This window comes from Desulfatitalea alkaliphila, assembly GCF_022968795.1.
Lineage (GTDB): Bacteria > Desulfobacterota > Desulfobacteria > Desulfobacterales > Desulfosarcinaceae > Desulfatitalea > Desulfatitalea alkaliphila.
The window spans coordinates 16,697-32,334 of record NZ_JALJRB010000029.1 but is presented as its reverse complement, the minus strand read 5'-3'; the positions used below and the strand labels follow the sequence as shown (position 1 = coordinate 32,334).

Sequence of the window (15,638 nt, the reverse complement as noted above, 5' to 3'; positions counted from 1 at the left end):
CGAAGATCAGCCGTTGGCAGCCCGGGGGAGGGGCGGCGGCGCTGACATGTTCGACTCCATGCCGTGGGTGCGCACCTCTTCGATCATCAGGGCCACCATGTCGCGGGGCAACGCCGGGCCGGCCATCTGGTTCATGATGGAGAAGGCGTGGGCGCGGCTTTTGCGGCGCTGATAAGGCCGGTCGGTGGTGATGGCGTCGAAACAGTCGGCAACGCTGACCAACAGGGCGTTGAAGGGGATCTCGTCGGCGCCCAGGCCGAAGGGGTAACCACTGCCGTCCAGCCGTTCGTGGTGATACAGCACTACCTCCACGATGGCGTTGTCACAGGAAATGTTGCGCAGCAGGGCGGCCCCGATGAGCGGATGGCTGTGCACTTCGTCCAGCAGATCTTCCGACAGGGCCGTTTGCTTGCTGCTGAAAATGCGGTCGCTGAGGGCCAGTTTGCCCACATCATGCAGCATGCCGCCCAAGGCGATTTGGCGCACCTGATCGTTGGGCAACCCCATTCTTTGGGCCAAACGTTCGGCATAGGCGGCCACCCGCCGGGCATGGGCCTGGGTGTAGGAATCCTTTTGACCCAGTGCGTCGGACATCAGGCAGAGGACACGATTGTTAGGCGTTTCAAATGCCGCGGGAATGTTTCGCGATCTTGCAGCTCTTCCCAAAATGGTATCCTGATCCAAAGTCTATGTCAGATTCAAATCGACCGGACAATCGCTCCATGGCAGTGTCGATTCTCAAGACAAAATCATTAATCAATATTTCATCGGCTGTCAAGCAGTGCATCACGCTTCGTCATGGAACCATTCCTCCTTCTTGCCGCCGGGCTGCCCGGTCAATCGGCGGTAAACGGCCTGGACCTGATTTTCCGTATTGGCCATGGGGCCACTGTTGTCGATGACAATGGTGGCCCGTCGGCGCTTTTCCGCCAGGGGCAGCTGCGCGTTCATGCGCGCCCGGGCATCGGTTTCACTGAGCCCGTCGCGTTCCATCAGTCGCCGGCATTGAAGGGCTTCGGGCAGATAGACAACGATGATGTCGCTCAAACCTTGGGTGCGGTCGGTTTCGAACAGCAGCGGAATGTCCAGCAGCACCACAGCATCGGGATCGGTTTGTTCGGCATGGGCCATGCGGGTCGCCATCTCCTGGCCCACCCTGGGATGAACGATGCGCTCCAGCCGGCGCCGCTTGTCGGGATCAGCGAAGACGAGGCGACCCAGCGCTTCCCGGTCGATGCTCCCATCGGGCAGCAGCACCGCCGGCCCGAAGGTTTCCCGAATCTCGCGCCATGCCGGCAGGCCCGGCGCCACCACTTGGCGGGCGATCCGGTCCGCATCGATGATGACCGCCCCGGCTTTTTGAAACATCCGGGCCACCGTCGATTTGCCCGAAGCAATGCCGCCTGTCAGTCCGACCACGCGCATAACACCTTCCTTTGGATATCCATCGCCATCAATGATCGAAAGCGGTATTTTCCCGGATTCCAAGCCGGAATGCAAGGGCCGGCATCGATGGCCGCCGTTGTACACCCCGGATGTCATCGTTGTCACCCATGAAAGGTGTTTGTTCATGGTGGCGTTCAATGCTACATGTTGATCGTGAAACGGTTATTTTCGTGAGTCCTTGCGTCCCTCGTGCGGCCACCAGCCGATGGGTCGCACCTGAACAATCGCGGCGGTCAATGGTCTTGCCATGCCCCCTGTCGTCCTCTTTGTAGATGCGGAGAAATTTGTCCACAAGGCGTTGCGGCGCTCTTTGCGCAACCTGCAGCCCGACTGGACCCTTCGGTTCGCCACCGATCCCCCGGCCGCCTTGGCGGTAATGGCCCGGGAACCGGTGGATGTACTGGTCAGCGAATTGGTGTTCCCGGGATACGATGGTGTCGATTTTCTAAGGACGGTCCGCGAACGTCATCCAGCCGCGGTGCGCATCCTCCTGTCCGGTTATGCCGATCGCAATATTCTTGTTCAGTCGGTGGATTTGGCCCATCAGTTCTTGGCCAAGCCTTGGGAGGACGCCACCCTGGCCGCCACCATCGACAGGGCTTTCTTGGTCAAGCGGTTGTTGGATCATCGCCCGCTCAAAGAACTGATCGGTCGTATCGGCGCTTTGCCCAGTCTACCCGCCCGGCACCTGTCCCTGATGGCGGCCCTGCGGGATCCCGAAGTCACCTTCGAAGCGGTGGGAGAGCAGGTGGCGGCGGATCTGGGTTTGGCGACCCGGCTGCTCAAGCTGGTCAACTCCTCCTATTTCGGACTGGCGCAACAGGTATCGAGCCCCGCCAAGGCCGTGAGCCTGCTCGGTTTGGATTTGGTGCAAGCCATTGTGCTGGCGGCCGGCACCTTCGACCAGTTCACGGCCCTGCAGCGGCGGGGATTGGCCATCGCTCCCATGTGGGCGCACGCCGGCCGCACCGCCGCCCTGGCGCGGATCATCGCGCAGGCGGCGGGCTTGGACCGCGCCGGGTTGGAAGCGGCCTTCATGGCCGGTATGCTGCACGATGTCGGCAAACTGCCCCTGGCGGCCCACCTGCCCGCCGAATTCGAAGCCGTGACGCGGTACATGCAGGTCCACGGTTGCGACATGGCCACGGCCGAAAACCAGTTGCTGGGCACTACCCACGCGGCCGTCGGCGCCTATCTTTTCGGATTGTGGGGCCTACCGGACATCATCATCGCGGCGGCCGCTTTCCATCACCAGATCGCCCTCCGTTCCGGGCAGACGTTTGATGGGGTTCTCATCGTCCATGTGGCCAACGCCTTTGCCCATGCCGGTCCCCTGTTGAGCGATCTCGCCCGCCCTGTTCCCGGGTTGGATGATGCCTATCTGGCACGGATCGGGATGGCATCACGCATCGCGCAATGGCGAACCCTTTGTGCGCGCAGGACATCGCCGCTTGAAAAATAAACTTTCCAATCAATTGATTCTATGGCAAAAGGGGCGGGAGTTGGTTCCGGACCGCCGGTATGCGGTGACATCCCACCGCCCAAACCGGTGCCCGCCTCCAAAATGATCGTACACAATCAAGGCAAGAGGTGAGTGTGAAACCTGTGCTGCCGATCGTATTGGCCACCCGCAATGCGGGCAAGACCAGGGAAATACGGGATCTTTTGCAGGGCTTTGACGTTGAGATCAAGAATCTGGACGATTTCGGCCCCCTGCCGCCCATCGAGGAAGATGGCGACACCTTCGACGAAAACGCTTACAAAAAAGCCAGCCTGACTGCACGGAATCTCGGGTTGCCGGCCCTGGCCGACGACTCGGGATTGCTGGTGGATGCCTTGGACGGTGCGCCCGGGGTGTTGTCGGCGCGCTATGCCGGTGAAGCGGCCAGCGACCGGCAACGTTGTGCGAAGTTATTGGAGGCCTTGAAGGATGTGGAAAACCGTGCGGCCGCCTTCGAATGCGTGCTTTCCCTGGCGGTGCCAACCGGGCCGGCCCTGACTTACGAGGGGCGCTGCGAGGGCCTCATTTGCCGCGAACCGGCGGGTGACAACGGGTTCGGCTACGATCCGATTTTTTACTATCCGCCGCTGAACAAAACCTTCGCTCAGCTGACCATGGCCGAGAAGAGCCGTGTCAGCCACCGCGGTAAGGCCTTGGGGCAGCTGCGGGACGAGTTCGACCGCGTGTTGATATGGATACGGCAACATATGCCCGGACCGGAGCCCATCGGGTGCATGGGCGGACGGGCGGATGAATGATCGCGGCCCGGATGGGCCGATGGTTTCAGGCTTCCGAATCACTTTGAAGGAGTAGGGTATGCTCACATTTGAAGAAGGGATCGACATCGTTCAAGAAATCGGGCAAATCGCCACCGTGGAAGCGGCGCGGCGCCTGTTTGCGGAAAAACTGGCCCCCGAGCAGCTGGACCGCATCGCCGGTTTCGAAAATCCGGCGGTGCTGCTCAAAATCGCCAATGCCATCGCCATGTGCCAACCCGATATCGTATTTATCAATACCGGTTCCGAAGCGGATCGGCAGTTCATCCGTGATCTGGCGCTGGAGAAGGGGGAAGAGGAGGCGCTGCCCATGGCGGGGCATACCATCCATTTCGACCTCAAGCAAGAGCAGGGCCGGATCATCGATCGCACCTATTACGTGGCCAACGACAAGGAGCTGGTCAGCTCCCTGGCCTTGCGCATGTCCCGCCCCGAGGCCCTGGACACCGTGCGCAAGGGAATGGTCGGCATCATGCGCGGCAAGACCATGGTGGTGGGCTTCTACTCCCGCGGACCGGCCGGGGCGCCGGTCTCCAATCCGGCCATGGAGATCACCAGTTCGGCCTATGTCGCCCACAGCGCTGAACTGCTCTATCGCAACATCTACAGCGAGTTCGAAAAAGAGGTGCGCCATCTGGATCATTTCTACACCAACATCCACAGCGAAGGGCTCAATCGGCCCGAGGATCTGCCCGATGCCCGCGTATTGATGGATCGCGCCCACCGGACCACCTATGCATACAAGTGCACCTATGCCGGCAACACCCTGCTGTTGAAAAAGGGCAACCACCGCTTCTCCGTGGATCGTTCGGTCTACGAGCGCCGGGGAGAGGAACTGGCGGAGCACATGTTCATCACCTGCATGGAGACCCCGGGCGGGCGCTTGACCGGCATCGCCGGGGCGGCGCCCAGCGGATGCGGCAAAACCACCACCGCCATGGCCGGCGACCACTTCATCGGTGACGACCTGGCCCAGATATGGATCGCCGAGGACGGCACCGTGCGCTCCGTCAACCCGGAATGCGGCATTTTCGGCATTCTCGAAGATGTCAACCGGGAGGGCGATCCGGTCTTGATGCGCTGCCTGCGCGAACCGGGCACCGAGGTGATCTGGTCCAACGTGCTGATCGACGCAAACGGCGTGCCCCACTGGACCGGCAACGGGGAACCGCCACCGGAACGGGGGTGCAATTTCCAAGGCCCGTGGGAGCAGGGCATGAAGGATGAAAAGGGCAAGACCGTGCCCATTTCCCACCCCAACGCCCGCTGCACGCTCGCCTCCAAAGCCCTGTCCAACTACTCGCCCAAGGCCGAGGACCCGGCCGGCGTGGAAACCCGCGTCATCACTTACAGCGGGCGGGACAGCGACACCATGCCGCCGGTATGGGAGGCGCGCAATGCCGACGAGGGGGTGGTCATCGGCGCCTGCATCGTTTCGGCCGCTACGGCCACCGAGGTGGGGGCCAAGGGCGTCAAACGGGCCCCCTGGGCCAATGCCCCCTTCATCCCCGGTTCCCTGGCGGATTACATGGATGCCCAGTTCAAATTCTTCAACAGCGAAAAAATCGACTCCGACAAGCGGCCCATCATGGCGGGGCTCAACTACTTTTTGACCCATGAGGCGCGCGGCGGCGAGGGCAAGAAACTGCTGGGCGAGAAACGGGACGTCAAGGTGTGGCTCAGCTGGCTGGAGCGGCGTTCCCATCACGACATGGCCGCCATCGAAACCCCCATCGGTTTCATTCCCTGCTACGAGGACCTCGAGAAGCTTTTCAAGGAGCGCATCGACAAGGTGTATCCCAGGGATCTGTACGACAAGCAGTTTTCCCTGTACATCGACAACATCGTCAAGCGGATCGACCTGCAGTTGGAGGCCTACGGCAAAGAGGAGAACCTGCCGCCCCAACTGTTCAAGGTGCTCCAATCCCAGCACGCGGAATTGATGGCCCTGCGGGACAAATACGGTCCCATCGTCACCCCCGAGCTGATCGAAAGCTGTAAAAGCGTCAATTGAGCGGGCACCGTCCGTTATCGTTCTTCTATCCCCCGCTTTTGTTATTTGTCATCCACCGGCGTCTGTTGCCGTAACGGGCGTCGGTGGCTGTCAAATCCAGCACCCGCCTCCCCTTGCCGGGCATGTTGTTGTTGCTTAAATTTGCGCCATGGCATCATAAACAGATTGGAACGTTCATTTGTAATACGAGGTGTTTTGTCGATTTCAGGGAGCAGTGCGTCATGAGCGGTGTGCAATCGGAAGGCAAGGGCAAGGGTGTCCATGTGCGGCAGGAGCGCGAGCGGGCTTTGGCCGCGGACCGGCGGCGGGTTCTGTCGCTGCCGCCGGAACAGGCGTTGGATGCGGTTTTAACCCATCCCTACCCGGTGACCCTGGTGCAGTCCATGGCCGAGGAGGATCTGTATCTGCTGGTCCATGCCATCGGTCCGGATGACGCCCTGCCCGTGCTGGGGTTGGCTTCCAACGATCAGTGGGAATATGTGCTGGACATGGAGGTGTGGCATCGTGACCGCGTCCACCCTCACCAGCTCACCGAGTGGTTGTCCCGACTGCTCAGGGCGGATGGGGATCGCTTCACCCACTGGGTGACCGGACCTCAGCAGAATCTGTTGGCATACTACTTTTTTCGGAACATCGAGCTGCACGTGCGCGAATACGAGGAGGATCCCGCGGAAGTCGGCGATGGTTTCAGCAGCGAAGACGACGTGCACTACGTGCGCATGCGGCCTTATCCGGACAGCAACCCGCAGGCGCAGGCGATGCGCGACCAGTTTCTCGGCGATCTGCTGCGACGCTTGTCGGTTTATGATTACCCCCTCTACCGCGGCCTGCTGCTGACCTCGGCCGGTGTTTTGGGTCCCGAAACCGAAGAGGAGCTGTTGCGGCTGCGCAATGTGCGTCTGGCGGAGAAGGGGTTTCTGCCTTTCGAAGAGGCCGTGGGGGTCTATCAGCCGTTGCGGGTGGCCGATCTGTTGCGGCGCGGCCGCAAACCGGACATGGGCGGTGGACGGCCCGTGGCCTCCTATCCCATTCCCGATGCGGCCACCGGTACCCCCGCCGGCGCCGGGCGGTTTGCCGCCATTCTGGCCCGCATTCAAGACGAACTGTTGTTGCAGCGGTTGCAAACCGAGTTCGCCGCCTTGTGCAACCAGGTGATTGTCGCCGACCTGCAGCAGGTTCGGGAGCGGGAAGCCCTGGCCCGGGTGGTGGAAAAGGTGGCGGGCTACATCGGCATCGGCCTGGAGCTGGCCGAAGCGGCCGGTGACGGCAGCGATCCCTATGGCGCCGCCAACCTGTTGAAGTCCCATTTTCTGGCGGATCTTTTCCGGGTGGGCTATGGTCGTGCCCTGGCCCTGAAATGGCGGGCCGACCGCTGGCGCCGCGAAAGCTGGTTCGAGGCCAACGGATGGCCCCTGGCCTTCTGGGGCGAATCCTGGCTGGGGGTGTTGGGCGGGTTGCTGATCAAGAAACCCCTGTTCCATGACAACTATGCCACCGGCGTGCTTTACCGCGAGTTCGCCACCATGGCGGATATCGCCGTCACCGAGATGGTTTTGGACCGCATCATGGCCGTGGACCGGCTACTGGTGGATATGGCCGTTGGACCGCCGCCCCGGCCCATAGAGGGGTTGATCACCTATCAGAATCTCCTGCTCACGGCCTGGGCCCACCACCAATTGGGCACAAACGAGGGGACCCTGGTGACGGTCGCCCCCTTGCCGTTGGACCTTTTCCGCCTATTTTTCGATGGCTTGTGGCCTACTACGGGTCAACCCCGGCGCATTGGGCCGCAACAGCGCCAGGATCTGCTCGATTGGCTGTCGGCCGCCGGCGGATGGCCCACGGCGCGCATCGCCGAAGAAGTGGGGCCGGTGGTGGACGGCCTGTTCGGCCGGGTGGAAGAGGAACTGGCAACGGTCGCTGCCAAGGATATCGATCCGCGTTTTGTGCAACCGCTTTTTTTGGTGGCCGCCGATCACTCGTAGCGCAGCGCCTCGATGGGATCCAGGCGGGCCGCCTGGCGAGCGGGAAAATAGCCGAACACAACCCCTACCAGAGCGGAGAAGAGAAAGGCGGCGCTGACGATGCCGGGGTTGAAGATGAAGGGTATGGCCAGCAAGTGCGCGGCCAGGGCGGCGGCTCCCAAACCCAAGGCGATGCCGATCACACCACCGAAGCAGGCCAATACCACCGCCTCCACCAAAAACTGCAGCAGCACTTGGCGCTCCAACGCGCCGATGGCCAGACGGGTGCCGATTTCGCGGGTGCGCTCGGTGACCGACACCAGCATGATGTTCATGATGCCGATGCCCCCCACCAACAGGCTCACGGCGGCCACGGCCCCCAGCAGGGCCGTCAGCACCCGCGTGGTGCCGGTCAGGGTGTCGATGATCTCCTTCATGTCCCGCACGTGAAAATCGTCCTCCTGGGCGGCGGCGATGTTGCGCCGTTCCCGCAGCAACCGCTCGATGTCGGTCTGGACCGCCTCGGTCGGCACGCCGTCCATGGCCGAAACCATGATGCTGCCCACGTTGGTGTTGCCGGCCACCCGTCGCTGCAAGGTGCGCAGGGGAATCAGAACGAAGTCGTCTTGGTCCGTGCCGAAACTGGATTGTCCTTTGGCGCCGAGCACGCCGATCACCCGAAAAGCGATTTTGCCCAGCCGGATCGTGGCCCCCAAGGGGTCTTCGTCGCCGAAAAGCCGTCGCTGCACGGTGGCGCCCAACACGCAGACCGCTTGACCCGCCCGCATTTCGCTTTCGGTGAAGATGCGGCCCCGGGCCATGGGCCAATCCCGCACGACCAGAAAATCGGCGTTGCTGCCGGTGATGGTGGTGGACCAGTTGGCATTGCCGTAGATGGCCTGCATGCCGCTGCTGGAGACCGGCGCCACCCCTTGCAAGCCGTGGATCTGTTGTTCAATGGCCTGCACATCGGCCATGCGAAAAGGGGTGGCGGCCCCGCGCGCCCCGCCGCCGCGATGAAATCCCTGCCCCACGCGCACTTGGAGCATGTTGCTGCCCAGTTTGGCGATGTCCGAAGTCACCTGGGCGGTGGCGCCGCTGCCCAGGGTGACCATGGTGATCACCGCCGCCACGCCGATGACGATGCCCAGCACGGTCAGGGTGGAGCGCAAGGCGTTGCGCCGGATGGCCCGTTGGGCCAGCAGATAGGTTTCCCAAATCATGTTGTCGGTGCCTTTTGCGGGCCCTTTGCCATTGCACCCGGTCCTTCGGCCGCAGTCACAATGCGTCCGTCCAGGAAGTCGACGCGGCGACGGGCGTAGGCGGCCATGTCCGCTTCGTGGGTCACCATGATGACCGTCAGACCCCGCTCCTGATTGAAACGGGTGATCAAGGACATGATCTCCCGGCTGCGGGCGGTGTCCAAATTGCCCGTGGGTTCGTCGGCCAGCAGCACATCGGGATCGGTCACGATGGCCCGGGCGATGGCCACCCGCTGCTGTTGGCCCCCGGACAGCTCGCCGGGGGTGTGCTGCTCCCAGCCGGAGAGCCCCACCGCCGCCAGGGCGGCGGCGGCCTGTTCTCGGCGCCTGCGGATGGGTATGCCGCGATAGATCAGGGGCAACTCCACATTTTCAATGGCCGAGGTGCGGTTGAGCAGGTTGAAGCCCTGGAAGACGAACCCCAGATAGTGGCGCCGCAGCAATGCGCGCTGGTCGCGGGACAAGGCGCCCACATCCACTCCCCCGAAACGGTAGGTGCCGCTGCTGGGGGTGTCCAGACAGCCCAGGATGTTCATGCAGGTGGATTTGCCCGAACCGCTGTGGCCCATCACCGCCACGAACTCCCCGCGTTCGATGGTCAGGTCGATGCGGTCCAGGGCGTTTACGGCTGCGTGGCCCCGGCCGTAAACCTTGGTGACCTGCTCCAGTTGAATCAGTGTGCCCATGGCGCGCCTCATCGCAAAACGGTGCCGACAATCACCGCCATGCCCGGTTGCAGGTCGCCATCGGTGACCACGGTGGAGATGCCGTCGGTGGGCCCGGTGAACACTTGCAGCGGGACCGGTTGGTTGTTTTGCACACGCCACACCTGCTGCTGGGCCGTGCCGGGTTGGGTTTGCACTTCCGGTCGGCCGGCGCGGCGGCGCGGCGGGCCGGGCATGATCATGCCCATCACCCCGCGCCCGTCCGCCCGGGCACCCTCTTGGGGCGGGCTGAAGCGCAAGGCGCTGTTGGGCACCAGCAGGGCGTCGTCCACCTGCTCGACCACGATTTCGGCCGTGGCCGTCATGCCCGGCCGCAACAGCCGATCGGGGTTGGCCACATCCAGCAAGGTGGTGTAGGTGACCACGCCGTCGGTGAATTGGGAACCATACCGCACCTGGGTGATACGGGCGCTGAAGGTGCGTTGAGGATAGGCGTCAACGGTGAAAGTGGCCGACTGTCCCTCCCGGACCCGCCCCACGTCGGCTTCGTCCACATCCACTTGCAACTCCATGCGGGTCAAGTCCTCGGCCAGCAGGAAGAGCACCGGCGCCTGCAGGGAGGCGGCAACGGTTTGGCCCGGATCCACGTTGCGCTGCAACACGGTGCCGTCGATGGGGGAAAAGATGGTGGTTTTGGCCAGGTTGGTCTCGTCCACCCGGAGATTGGCTTGGGCCTGGTCGATGGCCGCCAGCGCGGCGGCCACATCGGCCCGGGCCCGTTCCAGGTCCGCCTCGGCGGCTTCCAGTTCGCCCGCCGAGGGCGCCCGCCCGCCGGTCAGTGCATGGGCCCGCCGCAACCGCGTCAAACCCTGCTCCGCTTGGCTCGAGGTGGCTTTGGCTTGCTGGAGACGCGCGCGGGCCGATGCCAGGGCGGCCCGGGATTGCATCACCACGGCTTCGAACTTGGTGGCATCCAGGCGCGCCAGGGGCTGCCCCACAGTGACGGTGGCGTTGAAATCGGCCAGTACATCCTGGACGATGCCCGACAACTCGCTGCCCACTTCCACTTCGTTGGTGGGCGCCAGATTACCCGTGGCCGTCACGGTCACCGTCAACGCCCCCCGGCGCACTTCGGCGGTGCGGTACTGCAGTGCCTTCTGTCCGTCGCGTCCCAACCAAAACAGCACCCCCGCGACCACCAACGCCATGAGTACAGCACCCACCAGCCACCTGACCCAACGGTGCCTGCTCTTACCGCCATTTCCCAGTCCAATGGTCCGGCCGATATCCTCCGTATTCGCATTGCTCGCTGTGCTCATGTCGTCGATTCCCTCATCTGTCCTCATCACCATACGTTACCACCACCTCCTGATCCCGCCAGCCCCCTCCCATCGCTTTATAGAGGCGCACCATGTTGCTGGTGACGGTGCCCTCGCTCCGGGCCAATTGATCCTGGAACGAGAGCAGCGACCGTTGGGCCACCAGCACCGTCGTGAAGTCCACAAGGCCGGCCTCATATTGGTCCCGGGCCAGCTGAAACGCCACTTCGGCCGCTTCGTTGGCCTGGACGAGGGCTTCCCGGCGCAGTTGCTCGCTCACGTAGGCGGTCAGTACATTTTCTGCTTCCTCCAGCGCGGCCAGCAGGATGGCCCGATACTGGTGCAGGGCCTGCTCCTGCAACGCCGATCGCACTTCGATGTTTTGCCGGATGGCGCCGCCCTCGAACAACCGCCAACTGATCCTTGGCCCCAAACGCCAGGCCAGGCGCGTGCTGTCCAGTAGATCGCCCAGGGCCGGGGCATCGTAGCCGATGGCCCCCAGGAGCCTGAGTTTGGGATAGAGTTCGGCCGTGGCCACACCGATGCGGGCGGTCTGGGCCGCCAGCTGCCGCTCGGCCCGGCGCACATCGGGGCGCTGGCGTACGGTGTCGGCCGGAACTCCCACGGCCACCGTGGCCGGCGGTACCGGGATCGCTTGCGATGGGACGAGTTCCGGATGCAGCGTGCCCGGGGCCTGGCCCAACAGAACCGCCAAGCGGTTGAGGGTGCTCTCCAGGTTGCTTTGCAGGGTCGGTATCTGGCTGCGGGTGCCGGCAAGGTTGTACAGGGCACTCTGCACCGCCAATTCATCGGTGAGGCCCGCCTCGTAGCGGGAGCGGGCCAGGATGTAGGTCTCCTCCTGGGATTCGAGATTGGCTTCGGCCACCGTGATGCGCGCTTGCAAAGTGCGCAGTTCGACATAATTGAGCGCCACTTCGGCCGAGAGGGTGACCAGAACATGGCTCAGATCTTCCTGGCTGGCGTCCAGATCGGCATCGGCGGCCTCCACCGAGCGGCGCGTACCGCCGAATATATCCACCTCCCATCCGGCGTCCAGGCCCACCGAGTAAAGATCGGTCTCCCGGGTCGATCCGTCGGCATCGGTGCTGCCGCTACGGGTGTAGGCGCCGGATGCGTCCAGGGTAGGAAAGCGCCCGGCCCGGCTGATACCCCGGCGGGCCCGGGCTTCCCGCACCCGCGCCCGGGCGGTGCGCAGATCGATGTTGTCCGCCACGGCGCGTTGAATCAAGTCGGTGAGCAGGGGATCTTCCAGGGTGGTCCACCATTGAGCCAGAGTGTCCGCATCGGCGGGGGCCGGCACCAGTCCATCGGCCATGGCGGCGTGCCAGTGGGACGGCACATCCGTGGGCGGGGCTGCATAATCAGGCCCCACGGCCGCACACGCCCAAAACAGCAGCGGGGCCCAAAGGACGACCAGCGACGCCGCGATGTGGCGTTGACGGGATTGGGTGGGCAACGGGTACGGTCTATGCATCGGGGAATCCTCTTCGTTTCAAACACGCAATGACGGGACAAGCGAATGAAAAGTCTACATCAGGGCGCGGCATGATACCGGGCTCGGTTCCGGTGGGCGTGGATCCGTTCACGCACGCTTTGGAAAATGGCAAACAGCGCCGGGATCAGGAAGATGCCCAGCAGCGTGGCCGCCAGCATGCCGGAAAAAACCGTGGTGCCGATGGCCCGTCTGCTGTTGGCGCCGGCACCGGTGGCCAGCACCATGGGCAGCACCCCCATGATAAAGGAAAAGGCGGTCATCAACACCGCCCGGTAGCGGATACGGGCACCATTGAGGGCCGCGTCGGCGATCGAGTGGCCCGCCTCGCGCTCGGTTTTGGCGAATTCCACGATGAGGATGGCGTTCTTGCTGGCCAGGGCCACCAGCAGGACCATCCCGATCTGGGCGTAAATGCTCAGATCGAGGCCCGCCACCCATATGCCCACCAGCGCCCCCAGGGTGGCCACCGAGATGGAAACGATCACTGCCAGGGGAGTGGTCCAGCTTTCATATTTGCCCACCAGGAAAAGATATCCGAAAATCAACGCCAAACCCAGCAGAAGCGGGCCCTGTCCGCCGGTTTGCTGCTCCTGGAAGGAGAGGCTCGACCACTGGTAGGCATAGCCTTCGGGCAAGGTGCGGGCGGCCACTTCGGCCATGGCCGCCATGGCATCGTTCGAGCTGACGCGCATGGCCGCCTCGCCATTGATCTGGGCGCTGGTGAACTGATTGTAGCGCGTCACGATCTGCGGGGCGAGCACGGTTGAGATGGTGGCCAGGCTGCTGATGGGGACCATGTGGCCATCGGTACTGCGCACGTGAAGCCGGCCGATATCCGCCGCCGAGTTGCGGAACGGGTCATCCGCCTGCACCTTGACCTGGTAAACCCGGCTGAACAGGTTGAAGTCGTTGACGAAGCGCGACCCCAAATGGGACTGCAGGGTGGAAAAGACGCTGCTGACCGGCACCTTCAAGGTTTCGGCTTTGGTGCGGTCCAGGTCCAGAAACAACTGGGGCACATCGGCGGAGTAAGTGGAGAATACCGCCCGCAGGGCCGGGTCCTGGTTCGCGGCCACCACAAGGGCGCGGGTGGCCGCCGCCAGTTCTTGGGGTGTCTGACTGCCGAGCGCCTGGAGCCGCATATCGAATCCGCCGGTACTGCCCAGACCACGGATCGCCGGTGGGTTGAAGGCGAGAATAATGGCTTCGGGCAGGGCGGCCAGCTCCTCCCGCACCCTGTTGATCATGTTCTGGATTTGCAGTTCGGCAGTCTCGCGGCGACGCCAGGGATCGAGCACCACCAGGCCGAACCCCACATTTTCGCTGGCGCCGCTGATGATGCTGAAACCGCTTACCGTGATCACATCGGCCACTCCGGGGGTTTCGTTCAGAATGGCGGATACCCGGGCCATCACCTGTTGCGTGCGGTGCAAGGCCGCCGATTCGGGCAACTGGATATTGAGATAGAAGGACCCCTGGTCTTCGCTGGGCAGAAAACTGCGCGAGAGGCTGTTCCACATTAACGCTGCGGCGGCAATCACCGTTATCACCAGTACCAGGGCCAGCGCCAGTCGCCGGACCAAAACGCCGGCGATATTCACATACCAACGGCGGGAAATGACAATGCCGCGGAAGAAGATGGCCAGCGGCCCCCGGCGAATTTCCTGGGGGGGACGCAGCAAAATGGCGCACAAGGCCGGGCTCAGTGTCAAAGCGTTGAAGGCCGAGAAGAGCACCGCCGTGGTGATGGTGACGGCGAATTGCTTGTAGAGCTGCCCGGTGATGCCGGGCAGGAATCCCACCGGCACGAAGACCGCCATCATCACCAGGGTGGTGGCGATGATCGGTCCGGTGACCTGTCCCATGGCCTTTACAGAGGCCGCTTTGGGGCTGAGTTGCTCTTCCACCATCACCCGCTGCACATTTTCCACCACCACGATGGCATCGTCCACCACCAGCCCGATGGCCAGGATGAGGGCGAAAAGGGTCAGGGTGTTGGCGCTGAACCCCATGGCCAGAAGAACAGCAAAGGTGCCGATCAGCGATACCGGGATGGTCAGGGAGGGGATCAGGGTGGCCCGCCAATCCTGTAAAAACAGAAAGGTGACGCCCACCACCAGGCAGAAGGTGATCAACAGGGTGATGATGATCTCCCGGATGACCGAGCGCACATACTCGGTTGTGTCGTACACCAGGCGATATTCCACATCTTCGGGGAAGCGCTCCGCCAGTCGTTGCATTTCCGCCCGTATGGCTTCCATCGCTTCCAGGGCATTGGTGCCCACGCTCTGGTAAACCGCCATGTTCACCGCCGGTGCGCCGTTGAGGGTGGAACGGGCCGAATATGACGAGGCGCCCAATTCCACCCGGGCCACGTCCCGCAGGCGGACCAGGCCGCCGCTGTCGCCGCTGCGCAAGACAATGTTTTCGAAATCCGCGGGTGTTTCCAGGCGGCCCCGGGCCTGCAGAGTGTATTGCACCTGCTGGCTGTCTCCGGTGGGGGCGGCACCCACGGCGCCGGCGGCGGCCTGGATGTTCTGGCGGCGGATGGCGGCGATGACGTCTTCGTCGGTCATCCGGAGTGCGGTGAGCCGTTCGGGGTCCATCCAGACCCGCATGCTGTAATCTTGTGCGCCGAAAATGAAGGCCTCGCTGACCCCCGTCAGCCGCGTGAGGGCGTCTTTGACGTTGATGCCGGCAAAGTTGCTCAAATAAAGGGCATCCCGGGTGCCTCCGGGGGAGTAGAAGCTCATCAATGCCAGGATGTCCGAGGAGCGCTTGCGCACCGAGACGCCCTGGTCGGTCACCTCGCTGGGCAGTTTGGGTGCCGCCTGCTGCACACGGTTCTGGACGTTGACTTGGGCGATGTTGGGGTCGGTGCCCACGGCGAAAGTGATGCTCAAGGAGTAGCTGCCGTTGTTGGCGCTGGTGGAGGACATGTAGAGCATGTCATCCACACCGTTTACTTCGGCCTCAATGGGTGCGGCCACGGTGGCGGCCACCACTTCGGCGCCGGCGCCGGGGTAGACCGCGGTCACGCGGATCTCCGGCGGCGTGATGGGCGGAAACTGGGCGATGGGAATATTGAGCAGGGCGAGGACGCCGGCCAGGGTGAGGATGATGGAGACAACCAGGGCCAGCCGCGGCCGCTCGATGAAGATATTGGAGATCATGG

11 protein-coding genes are annotated in these 15,638 nt (G+C 63.3%); 4 read left to right on the top strand and 7 right to left on the bottom strand.

The annotated features are described in order from the left end of the window. Positions 1–6: 6 nt before the first annotated feature. Together MRX98_RS18655 and coaE are read right to left on the bottom strand one after the other, a co-directional pair. Positions 7–594 carry an HD-GYP domain-containing protein gene (locus MRX98_RS18655; protein WP_246913636.1) on the bottom strand — a complete coding sequence of 196 codons (588 nt, stop codon included), beginning with the start codon at positions 592–594 and terminating at the stop codon, positions 7–9. Between the two features lie 192 nt (positions 595–786). After that, a complete protein-coding gene (coaE, locus tag MRX98_RS18650) occupies positions 787–1,425 on the bottom strand; it encodes a dephospho-CoA kinase (RefSeq protein WP_246913634.1) in 639 nt (212 codons plus the stop codon). Between the two features lie 268 nt (positions 1,426–1,693). Here coaE and MRX98_RS18645 point away from each other — a divergent pair, with 268 nt between their 5' ends. From MRX98_RS18645 to MRX98_RS18630, 4 genes are all read left to right on the top strand, one after another. After that, complete coding sequence (locus tag MRX98_RS18645) at positions 1,694–2,908, top strand: response regulator (protein WP_246913632.1); 1,215 nt, start codon at positions 1,694–1,696, stop codon at positions 2,906–2,908. A gap of 134 nt (positions 2,909–3,042) precedes the next feature. Continuing rightward, complete coding sequence (locus tag MRX98_RS18640; protein ID WP_246913630.1) at positions 3,043–3,705, top strand: XTP/dITP diphosphatase; 663 nt, start codon at positions 3,043–3,045, stop codon at positions 3,703–3,705. A 58-nt stretch (positions 3,706–3,763) separates the two neighbouring features. Then, the gene (locus MRX98_RS18635; RefSeq protein WP_246913628.1) at positions 3,764–5,737 is read left to right on the top strand and encodes a phosphoenolpyruvate carboxykinase (GTP); all 1,974 of its coding nucleotides are present in this window, start codon (positions 3,764–3,766) and stop codon (positions 5,735–5,737) included. A gap of 221 nt (positions 5,738–5,958) precedes the next feature. Then, positions 5,959–7,722, top strand: coding sequence for a DUF6178 family protein (locus MRX98_RS18630; protein WP_246913626.1), 1,764 nt, complete (start codon positions 5,959–5,961; stop codon positions 7,720–7,722). Here the strand turns inward: MRX98_RS18630 and MRX98_RS18625 are convergent. From MRX98_RS18625 to MRX98_RS18605, 5 genes are read right to left on the bottom strand one after another with little or no spacing between them, the layout of a single operon-like run. Continuing rightward, positions 7,713–8,924 (bottom strand): ABC transporter permease, encoded by a 1,212-nt coding sequence (locus tag MRX98_RS18625; protein ID WP_246913618.1) that lies wholly within the window; start codon positions 8,922–8,924, stop codon positions 7,713–7,715. The two genes, MRX98_RS18630 and MRX98_RS18625, sit on opposite strands and share 10 nt — an antisense overlap. Then, the gene (locus MRX98_RS18620; RefSeq protein WP_246913616.1) at positions 8,921–9,649 is read right to left on the bottom strand and encodes an ABC transporter ATP-binding protein; all 729 of its coding nucleotides are present in this window, start codon (positions 9,647–9,649) and stop codon (positions 8,921–8,923) included. Before MRX98_RS18620 ends, MRX98_RS18625 begins: the two co-directional genes overlap by 4 nt. An 8-nt stretch (positions 9,650–9,657) precedes the next feature. Next, positions 9,658–10,947: an efflux RND transporter periplasmic adaptor subunit gene (locus MRX98_RS18615; RefSeq protein WP_246913614.1), complete on the bottom strand. Its 1,290-nt coding sequence runs from the start codon at positions 10,945–10,947 to the stop codon at positions 9,658–9,660. 13 nt (positions 10,948–10,960) lie between these two features. Beyond that, positions 10,961–12,442 (bottom strand): efflux transporter outer membrane subunit, encoded by a 1,482-nt coding sequence (locus tag MRX98_RS18610; protein ID WP_246913612.1) that lies wholly within the window; start codon positions 12,440–12,442, stop codon positions 10,961–10,963. Between the two features lie 59 nt (positions 12,443–12,501). Then, positions 12,502–15,636, bottom strand: coding sequence for an efflux RND transporter permease subunit (locus MRX98_RS18605; RefSeq protein WP_246913604.1), 3,135 nt, complete (start codon positions 15,634–15,636; stop codon positions 12,502–12,504). Between the last annotated feature and the right edge of the window lie 2 nt (positions 15,637–15,638).

Bases quoted from the DNA above. Each gene is read 5' to 3' on its own strand.
- MRX98_RS18630 (WP_246913626.1), top strand. From the start codon at position 5,959: ATGAGCGGTGTGCAATCGGAAGGCAAGGGCAAGGGTGTCCATGTGCGG.
- coaE (WP_246913634.1), bottom strand. From the start codon at position 1,425: ATGCGCGTGGTCGGACTGACAGGCGGCATTGCTTCGGGCAAATCGACG.
- MRX98_RS18610 (WP_246913612.1), bottom strand. From the start codon at position 12,442: ATGCATAGACCGTACCCGTTGCCCACCCAATCCCGTCAACGCCACATC.
- MRX98_RS18615 (WP_246913614.1), bottom strand. From the start codon at position 10,947: ATGAGCACAGCGAGCAATGCGAATACGGAGGATATCGGCCGGACCATT.
- MRX98_RS18645 (WP_246913632.1), top strand. From the start codon at position 1,694: ATGCCCCCTGTCGTCCTCTTTGTAGATGCGGAGAAATTTGTCCACAAG.
- MRX98_RS18620 (WP_246913616.1), bottom strand. From the start codon at position 9,649: ATGGGCACACTGATTCAACTGGAGCAGGTCACCAAGGTTTACGGCCGG.
- MRX98_RS18605 (WP_246913604.1), bottom strand. From the start codon at position 15,636: ATGATCTCCAATATCTTCATCGAGCGGCCGCGGCTGGCCCTGGTTGTC.
- MRX98_RS18655 (WP_246913636.1), bottom strand. From the start codon at position 594: ATGTCCGACGCACTGGGTCAAAAGGATTCCTACACCCAGGCCCATGCC.
- MRX98_RS18635 (WP_246913628.1), top strand. From the start codon at position 3,764: ATGCTCACATTTGAAGAAGGGATCGACATCGTTCAAGAAATCGGGCAA.
- MRX98_RS18625 (WP_246913618.1), bottom strand. From the start codon at position 8,924: ATGATTTGGGAAACCTATCTGCTGGCCCAACGGGCCATCCGGCGCAAC.